The 15,760-nt window shown below is 63.1% G+C and carries 10 protein-coding genes; 4 read left to right on the top strand and 6 right to left on the bottom strand.

Going from position 1 to position 15,760, the window contains the following annotated elements; translation table 11 throughout:
- Positions 1-91: 91 nt before the first annotated feature.
- From AC22G6_RS07055 to AC22G6_RS07035, 5 genes are all read right to left on the bottom strand, one after another.
- Positions 92-955 carry a DUF429 domain-containing protein gene (locus AC22G6_RS07055; RefSeq protein ID WP_487366182.1) on the bottom strand — a complete coding sequence of 288 codons (864 nt, stop codon included), beginning with the start codon at positions 953-955 and terminating at the stop codon, positions 92-94.
- A 79-nt stretch (positions 956-1,034) separates the two neighbouring features.
- On the bottom strand, positions 1,035-1,934 hold the full coding sequence (locus tag AC22G6_RS07050) for a histone deacetylase family protein (RefSeq protein ID WP_487366181.1): 900 nt from the start codon (positions 1,932-1,934) through the stop codon (positions 1,035-1,037).
- A gap of 37 nt (positions 1,935-1,971) precedes the next feature.
- Positions 1,972-2,952, bottom strand: coding sequence for a transglutaminase family protein (locus AC22G6_RS07045; protein ID WP_487366180.1), 981 nt, complete (start codon positions 2,950-2,952; stop codon positions 1,972-1,974).
- Positions 2,949-5,375 carry a circularly permuted type 2 ATP-grasp protein gene (locus AC22G6_RS07040; protein ID WP_487366179.1) on the bottom strand — a complete coding sequence of 809 codons (2,427 nt, stop codon included), beginning with the start codon at positions 5,373-5,375 and terminating at the stop codon, positions 2,949-2,951. The genes AC22G6_RS07045 and AC22G6_RS07040 overlap by 4 nt, the downstream gene beginning before the upstream one ends.
- A gap of 106 nt (positions 5,376-5,481) precedes the next feature.
- The gene (locus AC22G6_RS07035; RefSeq protein WP_487366178.1) at positions 5,482-8,898 is read right to left on the bottom strand and encodes a transglutaminase family protein; all 3,417 of its coding nucleotides are present in this window, start codon (positions 8,896-8,898) and stop codon (positions 5,482-5,484) included.
- 247 nt (positions 8,899-9,145) lie between these two features.
- Here AC22G6_RS07035 and AC22G6_RS07030 point away from each other — a divergent pair, with 247 nt between their 5' ends.
- From AC22G6_RS07030 to AC22G6_RS07020, 3 genes are all read left to right on the top strand, one after another.
- Positions 9,146-10,318: a M20 aminoacylase family protein gene (locus tag AC22G6_RS07030; RefSeq protein WP_487366177.1), complete on the top strand. Its 1,173-nt coding sequence runs from the start codon at positions 9,146-9,148 to the stop codon at positions 10,316-10,318.
- 64 nt (positions 10,319-10,382) lie between these two features.
- A complete protein-coding gene (locus AC22G6_RS07025; RefSeq protein WP_487366176.1) occupies positions 10,383-12,878 on the top strand; it encodes an ABC transporter permease in 2,496 nt (831 codons plus the stop codon).
- A gap of 4 nt (positions 12,879-12,882) precedes the next feature.
- Complete coding sequence (locus AC22G6_RS07020; RefSeq protein ID WP_487366175.1) at positions 12,883-14,085, top strand: DNA recombination protein RmuC; 1,203 nt, start codon at positions 12,883-12,885, stop codon at positions 14,083-14,085.
- On the opposite strand, the gene moaA is transcribed toward AC22G6_RS07020, so the two are convergent.
- Complete coding sequence (gene moaA / locus AC22G6_RS07015; RefSeq protein ID WP_487366174.1) at positions 14,070-15,140, bottom strand: GTP 3',8-cyclase MoaA; 1,071 nt, start codon at positions 15,138-15,140, stop codon at positions 14,070-14,072. The two genes, AC22G6_RS07020 and moaA, sit on opposite strands and share 16 nt — an antisense overlap.
- Positions 15,141-15,431: 291 nt before the next feature.
- On the opposite strand from moaA, the gene AC22G6_RS07010 reads away from it, so the two are divergent.
- Complete coding sequence (locus AC22G6_RS07010) at positions 15,432-15,725, top strand: hypothetical protein (RefSeq protein WP_487366173.1); 294 nt, start codon at positions 15,432-15,434, stop codon at positions 15,723-15,725.
- Positions 15,726-15,760: the final 35 nt, after the last annotated feature.

The following is a 15,760-nucleotide window of genomic DNA, read 5'->3' as shown; positions in this document are numbered from 1 at the left end:
TCTTTCCCGGGGTGTGCTCGACTGTGAGGCCCGAGTCCTGAAGGCCGGGCGCGCAGTGTCCGACCGCATGGTAGGGCTCAGTTGACGCGTATCAGCTGACCATACGCTCCGCTACGATTCCCGCAATCCAGCCTTCGAGCGGATCGAATCCGTCTTTCAGCCCGAAACCCGGTGCGCCAGCCTGCAGGCTCCAGCCTGCCTGAACCAGCGCCAGGGTGGCATCGAGCAGATCACCACCGGGGTCTTCGACGATTTGCGTCATCAAGGCGCTGTCGGCCGCAAGCCTGAGCCCGAGCGGATGGCTCCCCGCGTTCAAGGCGGCGGCAATCTGTTCTCTGGCTTGCCGTCGTTCGGGCGTCTGCTTTCGCTTCTCATCGCTCTTGTACGACAGCGGCGTGATACTGCGTGCGAGCAGGCCCGGGTACGCCTCCACCGCCACCTTTGCCGGATCGGCGCAGTGCATCCCTGCGACGGTGACATCCGCTTCGAGCAATCGTGGTGTGCCTTCGAAGAACATGAGTCCGACCGGGGGATTAACGAGTTTCAGCGGGCTGTGGGAATGAGCTGGGCGATCGGTCTGGCGATGTGCGTAGCGTTGTCCGAACGGGCGGGTCTGACGGTATTCGTCGAGGATGGTGCGGTAACGCTCGCGTCCCAGGATCACGCAGTGCCTGACCAGCGCAGCCCATTCCAGTGGCCAGCCCAGATCAAGGACCGCCTCGCGCGGCAGTCCGAAGGGAAAGTCGAAACCGCCGAGCCAGGGGCCGGGGCGCGCCAGCACGGCTTCAAATGCTGTCCAGTCGTCACAGGTTTCGAGTGATTCGAGGAACACGCACTGTCCGCTCAGGTGCCCGCACGCGACCGTGATCGGTTTGCGCGGTCGCGGAGCCGAGGTGAAGTCCACGCCGATCAGACGGACCTGTCCGCTCCAGGCATTTTGCGCGTCCTTGTTCATGAGTCCGTGCTCCGTTCTCGTGGTCCTGAGGTCGTCACCCTACCGGGCTTTGACCGCCGTCGGTGCAAACAGTTGTCGCTCAGGCAAACAGGCGGGCTGCGGTGAGGACTGTGCCAACGTGAATGCTGACCGTGTCGTCGATCTCGTGGGCATAGCCACCCGCCATCGCCACGGCAACGGGGACAGATGCAGTCCCGCACCGAGCGAGCACTTTTTCGTCGCGTGATGCCAGCCCTTCGATACTCAGGGAAAGCCGACCGAGGCGATCGCCGCGATAGGGGTCGGCGCCGGCAAGGTAGATCACGAGTTCCGGCCTGAACACCCCGAATACATGGTCGAGCGCGGTATCGAGTGCGGCAAGATAGGCTTCGTCGGCGGTGTCGTCGGGGAGGGCGATGTCGAGGTCGCTGGTCTGCTTGCGGAAGGGGAAGTTCCGCTCGCCATGAAGGCTGCAGGTGAAGATATCGGCTTGCGTTGCAAGAATGGACGCCGTTCCGTCGCCCTGATGGACGTCGCAGTCGATCACCGCAATCCGCTGCGCACGGCCTTCTGCACGCATCGCCAGGGCGGCGATGGCCGCATCGTTGAAGACGCAGAAACCCGAACCGCAGTCACGATGGGCATGATGGGTGCCACCCGCGAGATTGACCCCGCAGCCCTCGTCGATTGCGGTACGACAGGCCGCAAGCGTTGCGCCCGCGGAACGCCGTGAGCGCTCGACCATCCCCGCCGACCACGGAAATCCGATGCGGTGGACCTCGGCCTTGTCGAGCTCACCGTTCCGCACCCGCGTCAGGTATCCGGCGTCGTGTGCGCGCAGGATGGCTTCATCGCTGGCGGGATCAGGCACACGGAAGTCGCTCGCGTCGAACTGACCCGAGGCCAGCAGGCGTTCGCGCAGCCGGGCGTATTTCACCATCGGGAAGCGATGTCCCTCAGGCAGGGGCAGTACGAAGTGGTCCGCGTAATAGAGTTTCAATCTGCGCGTGTCGAACGGAGCGGTCTGTCGCTGAGGCCTACTGCCCCTGTGACTGCATCTCGTAGTTGCCCTGCAACAGGTCGGCGACCGGCGCATCTGCGTCGGTATACAGGGACTCGAATTCGGCCTCGGGTGCCATCGTGACAGCGATCTCGGGTTCGTGACCGCCGCCGCCGAGAATCACCCCACGCAAGGGCGATACGTCCCCAAAATCGCGTCCCCAGCCGATGGTGACATGCTCACGGTCCGGGATCAGCGAATTGGTGGGGTCGAAATCAATCCAGCCGGTAACAGGGCAGAACACCGAAACCCAGGCGTGCGTCGCATCTGCACCCACCATGCGCGGCTTGCCCGGAGGCGGCCGGGTGAGGATGTAGCCGCTGACGTAACGCGCAGCGACACCAATAGAGCGCAGACAGGAAAGCATCAGATGCGCGAAGTCCTGGCACACGCCGCGACGGTTCTCTAGCACCTCGGTGACGGGTGTAGAGTTGTCAGTCGCTTCGGGGTCGAAGATGAATTCCTTGTTGATGCGCTGCATCAGCCCATAGACGGCCTCGAGCAAAGGTCTGCCCTCGCTGAAGTCGGCGGCTGCGTAGTCGGCGAAGTCGCGCTTGACGCGAACGTGGGTGGACTCGAAGAGAAACGCGCTGGCCTCGAGCTGCTTCGGGCTCATGATGTGCTTTGCGCGATAGGTGAGCTCGTCCCGAACCTCCTCCCAGGGTGGGGAGGCAGCGAGATCGGGCTGCGGACGCGGGTCGAGTTCGACCCAGCTATCGGCACGAATGAGGAGGGTGTCGTGATCCTGTTCGAAGTGCAGCGAGCGCACCGGATTGCCGAAACCGTCGGGGAAGTCTTCCGAACGCTGGGGCTCCGGAACCACGACGATCCGGTGCGAAATACAGCGCTGGCCCGGCAGTTCGCGGGGTGTGAGGCGCAGCATCTGGCGCGACTCGCCCACCGGCTGATCGTAGCGATACCGCGTGTCGTGGCGGATGTGATAGCGAATGGCGGTCATGCAACCCTCCGCAGCTGCATCGGGCGCAAGGTGTGGGTGAAGTAGCGTCGATGCACTTCGTCCGAGAGCTTGAACGCCGCGTTGATCGATTCGTTGAGCAGGGTGGTGAGCGTACCGAGCGCAAGTTCGCAGTCATCGGCTTCGAAGCGCGTGAGGTCGAAGTTCTCCAGGCGACGCGCCAACGGGTCGATCATCAGCGAGGGGTAAGGGTGGCCGAGCTCGCGCGAACTGCGTGCGAGATACTTCTGCAGGACGTCGACCTGGAATCCCACCGAATGCGGATTGGTGCGATCGAAGACCAGCAGGTGAAGCACAGGCAGCAATTCGGGCATGCGGCGATAGCGCGCACGATAGGTCACGATCGAGTTCGCGGCTTCCAGCAGCCATTCGAACATGCGTTCGCGTGCCTCGGGTTTGGCCTGCATCGGGACGCTCATCAGACCGGCAAGACCTTCGAGGCGCTCGATGCGGCGTCCGAGGATCAGGAAGCGCCAGCCTTCGTCCCGCGTCATGTCGTCCATGGCGAAACCGGCGAGTGAGATGCACGACTGCATGACCCGGTCGATCGCGGACATGGCCTGGTCCGTACTGATGATGTCTTCCGCGAGGAGTTGTTCGAGGCGATTGAGCGCGTGCCAGTTGTCTGAAGACAGCCGCTCCCGCACCTGACTGGCGGAGAAGCTGAGGGCGCGAAGGTTACTCGCGACCGAACCGGGCTGGGAATGATCGAGCAGCGCGCGCAGCAGCTGTGATTGAACGTCGTCGGGTCTGTCCTCGTCCTCGGCATCGACCACGATGCCCAGGCGACGCGTGGCCTGCAGCAGACCCGCGAGGCCTTGCTCAGCCTCGGAGTCGGTGCTGGAGGCGCGGGCGAGCGCGGCGCGCAGCAAACGCGCGCTGGCTTCGACGCGTTCGGCGTAGCGTCCCATCCAGAACAGGTTCTCACCCACGCGCGAAGGAATGTCCGCCCCGCCGCAAACGAGATCGATGACGCCGAGCCGGCGCTTGAGCAGGGTATGCCGCACCACAGGCGCTTCTGCCCGCACCCAGGTGTCCTTTGACAGACCGCCGCGCTGCATCGAGATGACTTCCATCCCGGCGCGCGGCGCGACCCGGCCGAGTGCACCTGGCATCACGTTGTAGCCCTCGGGCGTGGCGCTCGCAAAAACGCGAATGCCGACCGAGCGCGGCACGAGCCGATGGTTCCATACCGGTGCCTGGGATAGCCGCACCCATTCCTGCGCAACATAGGCATGGGGCTGGGCGAGGATGCTTTCGATCATCCGCTTGCGTGCCTCGCCCTTGAGCTCGTGGCCAAAGACCGCCTCCATCCGCATGCTGGGGAAGGCGGGCTTGATCACGAGTTCGTCGAGATGCTCAAGCACGAATTCAAGGGCAGGCGGCTCGCCGCACCACCAGCTCGCGACCGATGGCATGGCGATCTTCTCGCCGAGGAGCCGCTCGCAGATTGCGGGCAGAAAACCAAACAGGGCGCCGGACTCGAGCACGCTGCTGCCGACCGCATTGGCCATCAGTACGCGCCCGGCGCGGATTGCGCCAAGCAGGCCGGCAACGCCGAGCGCCGAATCCGAGCGCAGTTCGAGCGGATCGCAGAAGTCGTCGTCGAGACGCCTCAGAATGGCATGCACGCGACGCAGACCGCGCAAGGTCTTGAGATACACCGTATTGTCGCGCACCGTGAGGTCCTGCCCCTCGACCAGAGGGAAGCCCAGGTAGCGCGCCAGGAAGGCGTGTTCGAAGTAGGTTTCGTTGTATGGGCCGGGGGTGAGCAGAACGGTCAGCGGGACTTCGCCATCGGACGGCGCCAGGCGCGCGAGACTGTCCTGCATGGTGCGGAAATAGTTGGCAAGCGGATTGACGTGCAGCTCACGGAAGGCATCCGGAAAAGCCCGGGAAACGATGATCCGGTTCTGCAGCGCATAACCCGCACCGGAAGGGCCCTGCGTGCGGTCGGCGATCACCCACCACTGACCGTCCGGGGCGCGCGCAAGATCGGCTGCATAGCTGAAAAGCCAGACATTACCTGGCGGCACCACCCCGCGGGCGGGCCACTTGAATCCATGTTGGCCGAACACCAGTGCCGATGGCAGCAGACCTTCGGACAGCAGGTGTTGCGGTCCGTACAGGTCGGCAAGAATGGCGTTCATCAGGCGTGCGCGCTGAGCGATCGCCGACGAAAGCATCTGCCATTCGTCATTGCCGACGATCAGCGGCAGCATGTCGAGCTCCCAGGGGCGTTTGGTGCCCTTGGGGTCGGCGTAAACGTTGTAACTGACGCCGTCCGCTTCGATTGCACCGCGCACGAAGTCCGACCGCTGGGTCAGGACGTCGTCGGAGAAGCTCTCGATCCGGTCGGCAAATGCCTGCCAGTGCGGACGTGCCGTACCACTTTCGGACAACATTTCATCGAAACGATTGTCGCTGAGCGGGTAATTGTTTATGAGACCAGCCGGCATGTTTTCACACAATAACGCCGCACCCCGGGATGATCCGGGGGCGGCGTGCACATTAATAATGGCGCAAGTCTAGCGTGAAAGGGAACTCCGGGTGTGTGCGAACTTCACCAACGACCATCTTGCCCGGTGTGTGACCCATCTGGAAGAAGCGTGCGATGCGCCGGCTTTCGGCAGCAAATGCGTTGACCGGGAAGTCATCGTAGTTGCGTCCGCCCGGGTGCACCACGTGGTACTGGCAGCCGCCAAGACTGCGCTGATTCCAGGTGTCCACCAGATCGAAGGTGAGGGGACTGTCTATGCCGATCGTCGGATGCAGGGCCGACGGCGGCTGCCAGGCACGATAACGCACGCCGGCGACGAATTCGCCAACCACACCGGTCGGCTGCATCGGAACCGGAACGCCGTTGCAGGTGACGACATAACGATCCGGCGCAGCGCCGGTGAGTTTCACCTGAACGCGTTCGAGCGAGGAGTCGACGTAACGTGCGGTGCCACCTGCAGCGCCTTCTTCACCCATGACGTGCCAGGGTTCGAGGGCAGCGCGGATCTCGAGCGTCATTCCCTTGACCGTGTAGTCGCCGTATTTCGGGCAACGGAACTCAAGATGTGACGCGAACCATTCCGCCTTGATCGGATAGCCGTCCGCCTGGAGATCCTCCATGACGTCGCAGAAATCCTGCCAGATGAAGTGCGGCAGCAGGAAGCGGTCATGCAGTTCCGTTCCCCAGCGCACGAGCTTCGGCGGGGTGTAGGGGTCTTTCCAGAAGCGTGCGATCAGCGCGCGCAGCAACAGCTGTTGAGCCAGGCTCATGCGTGCGTGCGGCGGCATCTCGAAGGCGCGCATCTCGAGCAGGCCAAGGCGACCGGTCGGGCCGTCGGGCGAGTACAGCTTGTCGATGCAGAACTCTGCGCGGTGGGTATTGCCGCTGACGTCGATCAGCAGGTTACGCAACAGGCGGTCGACCATCCACGGCGGGCAGCCGTTCGGCGACGTTTCGATGACCCGAGTCATCTCCTTGAACGCGAGTTCGATCTCTGCAACCGAGTCGTTGCGGGCTTCGTCGATCCGCGGTGCCTGTGAGGTCGGGCCAATGAACATGCCCGAGAACAGATACGACAGGCTCGGGTGGTTGTGCCAGAAGCTGATCAGGCTGCGCAGGAGATCCGGCCGGCGCAGGAAAGGCGAATCCGCCGGCGTTGCGCCGCCCATCACGAAGTGGTTGCCGCCGCCGGTGCCGGTGTGGCGTCCGTCGACCATGAACTTCTCGCTCGACAGACGGGAGTGGTGAGCCGCTTCGTACAGGTGCTCGGTCTGATCGACGAGTTCGTCCCAGCTCGTCGCCGGATGGACGTTGACCTCGACGACGCCGGGGTCGGGCGTGATGCGGAAGTGCTGGACGCGTGGGTCGCGCGGCGGCTCGTAGCCTTCGAGCATGACAGGCTGTTTGAGGTCTTCGGCTGTCGCCTCAATTGCCGCAACGATCTCGAGGTAATCCTCAAGGCTTTCGGTCGGCGGCATGAAAATGTAAAGGACGCCGTTACGTGCTTCCGCGCACATGGCGGTGCGCGAAATCCAGCCGGCGGATTGCTTGAGTTCCGGACGGCGCCCGGTCGACTCCGCCAGCGAGCTCGCACCACCATGGGCTGGTGCCGTCGAAACACCCCTGCCAGCGCCGCTGTCGGCACCAACGCCGGTTACGACGCCAGTACTGCCGGAACGGCGCAAGGTCGCGCCATCGGGTCGCGATGCGGGCCCGAGCTGGAGCTTGAGCGCGGCATGTGCGGGCAGCGGCGGGTAGTAATCGAAGGGGTCAGGCTGATGAATGACAGGACGATCACCGGCCACGGCCCAAGGCTGCGAGTCGAGCGGCAGACGGTAGCCCATGGGCGAGTCGCCGGGGAACAGATAGCAGCGCTCGCTGCGCAGGAACCACGGCCCGGTCTGCCATTTGCCTGATACCGCATTGCGCGTGATCGGGAAGGCATATCCGCAGACCTTGGCCAGGCCCTGCGTGAACACCTTCATCAGGCGCTCGCGTTCCATCTCGTCGTCGAGCCGTGAGTCGAACGGGTCGACGTTTGCGGGCAGACGGCGCTCGCGCCACATGTAATAGAACACGTCTTCGTAAGCGGGGAAGACGTACTCGGGTGCAAGGCCGAGCTTGTCCGCGACGCCGCGCAGGAAGGTGCCGGCGATGACATCGTCTGCGGTGCCGGGCTTGCTTTCGTCGGCAATCAGATCGGGGCGCGACCACATCGGTTCGCCATCCTTGCGCCAGTAGCAGTTCAGCGACCAGCGCGGAAGTTGCTCACCCGGGTACCACTTGCCCTGACCGAAGTGCACCAGCCCGTTTGGGCCGTACTTGTTGCGCAGGCGGTGATAGAGGTCAGTCGACAGCCGTTTCTTGTCCGGGCCCATGGCCGCGGTGTTCCATTCGTCGCCTTCGGCGTCGTCCACCGAAACGAAGGTGGGTTCGCCACCCTGGGTGAGGCGTACGTCGTGCTCGTTGAGCTCACCGTCGATTGCATGTCCGAGGCGAACGATTTCGTCCCACTGGTCTTCGGTGTAGGGCTTGGTTACGCGGGGCGCTTCCCAGATCCGCGTGACCTTCATTTCGTGCTCGAAGGTGACCTCGCACTTCTCGAGTGCGCCGGTGATGGGCGCAGCGGACGTCGGGTCGGGCGAGCAGGCGAGGGGAATGTGGCCTTCGCCGGCGAACAGGCCAGAGGTCGGATCGAGGCCGATCCAGCCTGCGCCGGGCAGATAGACTTCGCACCATGCGTGCAGGTCGGTGAAGTCCTGTTCCGGTCCGCTCGGGCCGTCCAGCGACTTGACGTCGGCAGTGAGCTGAATCAGGTAGCCCGAGACGAAACGCGCAGCGAGACCGAGGTGGCGCATCAACTGCACGAGCAGCCATGCCGAGTCGCGGCACGAGCCGGACTTCTTGACCAGCGTTTCTTCCGGGGTCTGTACGCCGGGTTCGAGGCGAATCAGATAGCCGATGTGGGAGTACAGGTCGCTATTGACCTTGACCAGGAAGTCGACGCTGCGGCGCTCGGTGAGGTCGATCGTCTCCAGGTACTCCTCGAACTTCGGCGTCAGCGGAAGCTTGAGCAGGTAGGGCGCAAGTTCGTGGTTCTGCGATGCTTCGTACTTGAACGGGAAATTTTCCGCATAGGGCTCAAGGAAGAAGGCAAACGGGTTGATCACCGACATTTCGGCGACGAGGTCGACCTGGACCTTGAAGTGGTCGGTCGGCTTCTCGAACACGAGCCGGGCAAGGTAGTTCGACTGGGGATCCTGCTGCCAGTTGATGAAGTGGTCTTCGGGAAGCACCCGAAGCGAATACGAAAGTATGCTGGTCCGGCTATGTGGCGCCGGACGCAGACGGACAACTTGCGGGCCAAGGTTGATCGGGCGATCGTAGTGATAGGTGGTGACGTGAGACAGCGCCACATGAATCGACATGGATACTTCCTTTTCGCTGGCAGAATGTTCTGTGTTGGAGCAATTCCCGCGCCATGTGAAAACGCTCGGATTTGGCGGGAAATGTACGATTTATGCACCATTTTCGGGCGCGCCCATTTTTGGGGCGCACCTGAATTGGTTTGATTAGCTCTATTGTGCCCTTTTCACGCTGCGCGGCAATGACGGATAACCTGTAATACACTGAAAGCAACACAGCGCAAAGACAGGCCTTAGCCATCGCCAGATCATGAGTGTCATTGACCGAGTTCGTCCAGCCCATTCCCGCCTGAAGGCCATTCGTCGCGATATCCATGCTCACCCCGAGCTCGCCTTCATGGAGCACCGGACCGCATCGGTCGTGGTCAAGGAGCTCGAAGCGGCGGGAATCGAGGTGCATCAGGGTATCGGCGGTACCGGCGTGGTCGGCGTGATTCGCGCCGGTCGCAGTCTGCGCGCCATCGGTCTTCGCGCCGACATGGACGCGCTCTCGATCACCGAGCGTAATACCTTCGAGCACCGCTCGACGCACGAAGGCTGCATGCACGCCTGCGGTCATGATGGCCATACCACCATGCTGCTCGGGGCGGCGCAGGTGCTCGCCGAACACAAAGGCTTCGATGGCACGGTCTATCTGATCTTCCAGCCTGCAGAAGAGGGCGAGGGCGGCGGTCGCGTCATGATCGAGGATGGTCTGTTCGAGCGCTTCCCGATGGAATCCGTGTTCGGCATGCACAACTGGCCCGGCATCCCGGCAGGGCAGTTTGCAGTGCACGCGGGGCCGGTGATGGCAAGCGCCGATCGCTTCGATATCCGCATTCTCGGCACTGGCGCCCATGCCGCGATGCCCCACCTTGGCGCCGACCCTGTCGCGGCCGGTGCCGCGCTGGTGCAGGCAATCCAGACCATCGTGTCGCGCACGCTGGACCCGGCGGATGCTGCCGTGGTGTCGGTGACGCAGTTTCACGCCGGAGAAGCCTACAACGTGATTCCGGATCGCGCCGAGCTTTCAGGTACCGTGCGCGCCTTCTCCGAGCTCGTGCAACAGCGTATCGAACAGCGCCTGGGAGAACTCTGCGTGGGCATTGGCGAGGCCTTTGGCGTGCGTGTCGATTTCGAGTACCGCCGCGGCTATCCGCCGACGATCAATACCCCGGCCGAAGCGGCGCTGTGCGTGGAAACCGCAGCCAGTCTGGTGGGCGCAGACAAGGTCAACACAACGGCAAGGCCGAGCATGGGGGCAGAGGATTTCTCCTACTTCCTGCAGCGCAAGCCCGGTGCCTATGTCTGGATCGGCAATGGGCCGGGGGAGGGCGGCTGCATGCTGCACAACCCGAATTACGACTTCAACGACGAGATTCTTCCCGTCGGCGTGGCCTACTGGGTGGAACTGGTCAAGCGCCTGCTTCCGGCCGGGAAGTGAGCCACGTATTGAACCGATTCACCGCGGGACCGTCCATCTCCGCATTACGTCCCGTTAGCAGCTCATGAACACTCTCCGTCTTGCCTTTCGCATGATGCGCCGCGACTTCCGTGCCGGCGAACTGCATCTGCTGGGTCTTGCCATCATCATCGCCGTCGCCAGCCTGACCAGCGTCGGCTTTCTCGCCGACCGGGTCGGGCGCGGGCTCGACCGCGAAGCCAACCAGCTGCTTGGCGGCGATCTGCTGCTGCGCGCTGATCAACCCTGGCCGGATTCGTTTGCGGACGAGGCGCGTCAGCGCGGACTGCGCGTGGCATCTACCGTTCTGTTCACCAGCATGGCCAGTACCGAGGACGATGCGGTGCTGGCCGGCGTCAAGGTGGTTGAAGACGGCTATCCGTTGCGTGGGTCCGTGCGCCTTGCGCCCGGGCCGAATCAGCCCGACGCCGAGGCAGGGCGGTCGCCGGCGCCAGGAGAGGTATGGCTGGACGAACGGCTTTTCGCGCAGCTTGGGCTGAAGACGGGAGATGCCGTCAGTCTCGGCCTGCAGACGTTCCGGGTCGGCGGCATGATCAGCTTCGAGTCCGATCGCGGCGCCAACTTCTTCAGCCTGCTGCCGCGGGCCATCTTCAATCTCTCCGATCTTGCAGACACCGGCCTGATCACAGCCGGCAGCCGTGCGAACTGGCGGCTTCATCTGGCGGGCACCCCCGAAGCCGTGAGTGCATATGAGCAGTGGGCGCGGAGTGCGCTGGGGCGTGGTCAGTCGGTGGAGACCATCGAGAATGCCCGCCCCGAGGTTCGCGCAGCGCTCGATCAGGCACAGCGCTTTCTGCGGCTGGCCGCCTTGCTGGCGGTGATCCTGGCAGCGGTTGCAGTGGGGCTGTCGGCGCGGCGCTTCATGCAGCGCCACCTCGACGCGTGCGCGGTCATGCGCTGTCTCGGGGCACGCCAGGCGCAAGTGCTGGGAATTGTTATCGGCGAGTTTCTGATTTTCGGGCTGGTCGCTGCCGCGCTTGGCAGCGCACTGGGCTGGAGCGTGCAGTGGGGGCTCGGGAGCGGCTTGCGTGAGGTGCTGGCTACCGAACTGCCCGCACCGTCAATGCTGCCGCTCGCGCATGGCCTGCTGGTCGGCATGGCGCTCCTGATCGGCTTCGTGCTGCCGCAGTTGCTTCGCCTCGGGGCGGTGCCGACGCTGCGTGTGCTGCGACGTGAATTCTCCTCGGCAGAGCCGCTCAGCAACAGCGCATGGGGGCTCGGTCTGCTGGCCCTGCTGGGGCTGATCTTCTGGATTGCTGCCGATGTCCGGCTCGGGGTGGCAGTGGCGGGCGGCTTTGCGGTGGCGCTTGGCGTGTTTGCCCTTGCCGGCTGGTTCGTGCTGCATCTCGCCACCCGGTTCAAGGGGCGGGGCAGTCTGAGGGGCGGCGGCTGGCGATACGGGATTGCTGCACTCGGGCGACGCATGGTGCCGAGCGTAATTCAGGTCGCTGCGCTTGGCCTGGGGATGACGGCCTTGCTGTTGCTGTCCCTTGTCCGTGGCGACCTGCTGAACGACTGGCGCAACATGACGCCGGCCGATGCGCCCAACCGGTTCGTGATCAATATTCAGCCCGATCAGCGCGCAGCGCTGGAAGACTTCTTTGTCGCTGAAGGCCTTGCGCGGCCCGGGGTCGAACCGATGATCCGTGGCCGCATGCTTGCCATCAATGGCGAGGCGGTAAAGCCGGACAGCTTCGAGGACACCCGTACGCGCCGGCTCGCTGCGCGTGAATTCAATCTGTCCTATTCGAGTGCGCTGCCCGAGGGAAACGAGGTCATCGACGGCCAGTGGCACGGCGCGGGCGAAACTGCGCAGTTTTCCGTGGAGAAGGGGCTCGCCGAAACCTTCGGCATCAAGCTGGGCGACAGCGTGCGCTTCGAGGTGGCCGGCCAGCAGGTCGAAGCACCGGTGACCAGTGTGCGCGAGCTGAACTGGGATTCGATGCGGGTGAACTTTTTCTTCATTGCGTCCGAAGGGCTGCTGGAAAACTATCCGGCAAGCCTGATCACCAGTTTCCACCTTCCACTGGAGCAGCATGACTTCACCACGCGCCTGGTGGCGGCCTTTCCCAATCTCTCGGTAATCGACATTGGTGCGGTGCTGACCCAGGTCAAGACCATGACCGACAAGCTGATTCTGATCGTGCAGTTCGTATTCGGCTTTGCAGTGGTGGCAGGGCTGGTGGTGCTGTATGCGGCTCTGCAGTCGACCCATGACGAGCGTGAATTCGAACTTGCCATGCTGCGCACGCTCGGCGCACGAAATCGCCAGGTGCGGCAGGCCTTGAGCGCCGAGTTCATTGCGCTTGGCGGCGTGGCCGGTGTGCTGGCCGGTATCGGTGCAACGGCGATCGGGTGGGCGCTTGCCCACTTCGTGTTCAGGATGGACTACATCCCTTCAGGCTGGCCCTTGCTGCTGTCGAGCCTTGCAGGGGCAGCAGGCGTGATGCTTGGAGGATGGGTCGGCACCCGCGGCCTGCTGTCGCGCCCCCCGCTGGCGAGCCTGAGGGCATTGGGTTGAAATGATGCAGATATTCAGTAATGCCGAGCTTGTACTGCTCGGGATGCTCGCGCTGGTGCTCGTGCTCCTGCTCTGGGTCGTGATGCGCACCGGTCGCCTGGAGCGCGACGTTCAATCTAAGCTCGGTGAACGCCTGGACCAGCAGCTTGCAGCACAGCATCGCGATCTGCTGCGTGACCTTCACGATGGCCTGACCCGGCAGACCGACCGCATCGGCGATCACGCCCGCGCCGACAGGGAGATCCTGCAACGCGGGCTGGGTGCGGCCTCAGTGCAGCTTTCGCGCAGTATCGAAGCGCTGACTCACAGCGTCGATGGCCGTCTGCAGACGCTTGCCGGGCAGGTGAACGAGCGTCTCGACGAGGGTTTCCGCAAGACCAACGACACCTTTGCCAGCGTCATGTCCCGCCTCGCCACCATCGATGAGGCGCAGAAGAAGATCGACGGTCTCACCACGAACGTGGTCAGCCTCCAGGAGCTTCTGGGCGACAAGAAGGCACGCGGGGCATTCGGTGAAGTACAGCTCGAAGCCCTGGTGCGCAATTCGCTCCCGCCCGACGCGTTCGAATTTCAATCGACCCTGCCCAACAATACCCGGGCCGACTGTGTGCTCAAGCTGCCCGAGCCAACCGGGATGGTGGCCGTGGATGCGAAGTTCCCACTGGAGAACTATCACCGCATGTTCGACAGCAGTCTCGCGGAACTCGATCGCAAGGCCGCGCAGATGGCCTTCCGGGCCGACGTGCGGCGCCATGTGGATGCAATCGCAGGCAAGTACATCCTGCCCGGGGTAACGTCCGATGGTGCGATGATGTTCCTGCCCGCCGAGGCCGTGTTCGCCGAACTGCACGCCTATCATCCCGAGGTCATTGCCTATGCACAGGGCAAGCGGGTCTGGATCGTGTCACCCACCACGCTGATGGCGGTGCTCAACACGGCGCGTGCGGTGCTCAAGGATGTCGAGACGCGCAAGCAGATCCACGTCATCCAGGATGCGCTGGGCAAGCTGGCAAAGGATTTTCACCGCTTTGACGAGCGCATGAATGCGCTTGCGCGGCACATCGATCAGGCCAGCAAGGACGTGCAGGACGTGCAGACCTCGAGTCGCAAGATCACCGCGCACTTTCAGAAGATCGAATCGGCGCGCCTCGACGAAATCGACGAGTTCGACCGCCTGCCCGAAACAGCAGCTCAGCCGCCGATATAGGACATTTCGATCTTGGGGCGCGAGGCCGTGGCTGCGGTGCGGATCTCTGAGTAGCGGTCGTCGCGCTGTGTCCACACCCCGGCAATCGCGGCATCGAGCCGACGGTCGTCCGCGCCGCTGCGCAGCAGGTCACGCAGGTCGTGTCCCTGCTGTGCGAAAAGGCAGGTGTAGAGCTTGCCTTCGGTTGATAGCCGGATGCGGGTACAGGTGCTGCAGAACGCCTGGGTGACCGACGAAATGACGCCGATCTCGCCGCCCCCGTCCCGGTAGCGCCAGCGCTCGGCGACTTCACCCTCGTAATTGGCGTCGATGGGCTCGAGCGGGAAGTGCGTGCCAATGCGCTCGATGACCTCGCGCGACGGCAGTACTTCATCCATCTTCCAGCCGTTGCTGGCGCCAACGTCCATGAATTCGATGAAGCGCAGGATGTGGCCACTGTTGCGGAAGTGCCCGGCCATCGGAACGATGTCCTGATCGTTGCTGCCGCGCTTGACCACCATGTTGACCTTGATTGCGTCAAAACCCGCGGACTTCGCCGCATCGATGCCCTCAAGGACACGTGCCACCGGATAGTCGGCATCGTTCATGCTGCGGAAGAGCTGATCGTCGAGCGCATCCAGGCTCACCGTTACGCGATGCAGGCCCGCGTCGCGCAAGGTCTGCGCCAGTTTCGGGAGGAGCACGCCATTGGTGGTCAGTGTGATCTCCACGTCGTGCAGCTTCGCAAGCATGCCGATCAGGCGCTCAATGTCCTTGCGCAGAAGGGGCTCGCCACCGGTGATGCGGATCTTGCGTACGCCACGTTCGACGAAAAGGCGGGCCACACGGTAGATCTCTTCAAAGCTAAGCAGTTGTGTCCGCAACAGGAAAGGGTAGTCCTTGTCGAAGACTTCACGCGGCATGCAGTACACACAGCGGAAGTTGCAGCGATCGGTTACCGAGATCCGCAGGTCACGCACGTTCCGGCCGCGACGGTCGAACAGCGGGCCGTCCTGAACCGATACGGGTTCAGGCAGGGGAAGCGAAGCAGTGTTGTGGATCGGGATGACTTTCATGGTGGGGTACGCAGGTTTTTGACTTTCGACTGATCCTGCAGCCGACTGTTCCACAGTGCCTTGTCCGTGGTCAAGTAAGTAAAAGCACTTCGTTTGTTGTGGTTACTACGGATAGATCAGCCCAAATTGGGGAGTGATCCGTGAAAACCCGCACGCTGAGGCTGATTCAGTCGCATTAAACCCTTTCAGCATCTATGTCTTTAGAGATAATAAACGCCGTAAACGACAGAAACCATATTTCTGGACTGGCCACTGGATGTGGCTGAACTTGAAAGCACGAGGAGTTTTACCTTGAACGCACGGTGCGGCAATCTGCCGCGAAAAACTGACACCACCGCCCTTTTCGACCGGTTTCCCCACTTGCAGGGCATTGACCTGATCTGGGGTACAAGGGAGTGTCGCCAGTACATTTCGAACCTGATGACCGATACGCGTGGTGGAAAGCGCCAGGGATTCCCCGCTGAGCATGCCATGACCATCATGCGTTTGCTGATGGAACACGACAATCTGTATCCGCAGTTCGAGAACGAGCCCATCGATCTGCGGTGGGGTGACGGTCCGATGCGGCGTACTGGCGGGCGCTGATTCCCGTCTCAGGCTTGCCCGCAGGCGCAACAGAG

It is taken from the genome of Parazoarcus sp. PS-13 R2A (genome assembly GCF_057621855.1).
The sequence above is the reverse complement of the archived record's forward strand: the minus strand, read 5'-3'. Positions and strand labels throughout refer to the sequence as shown.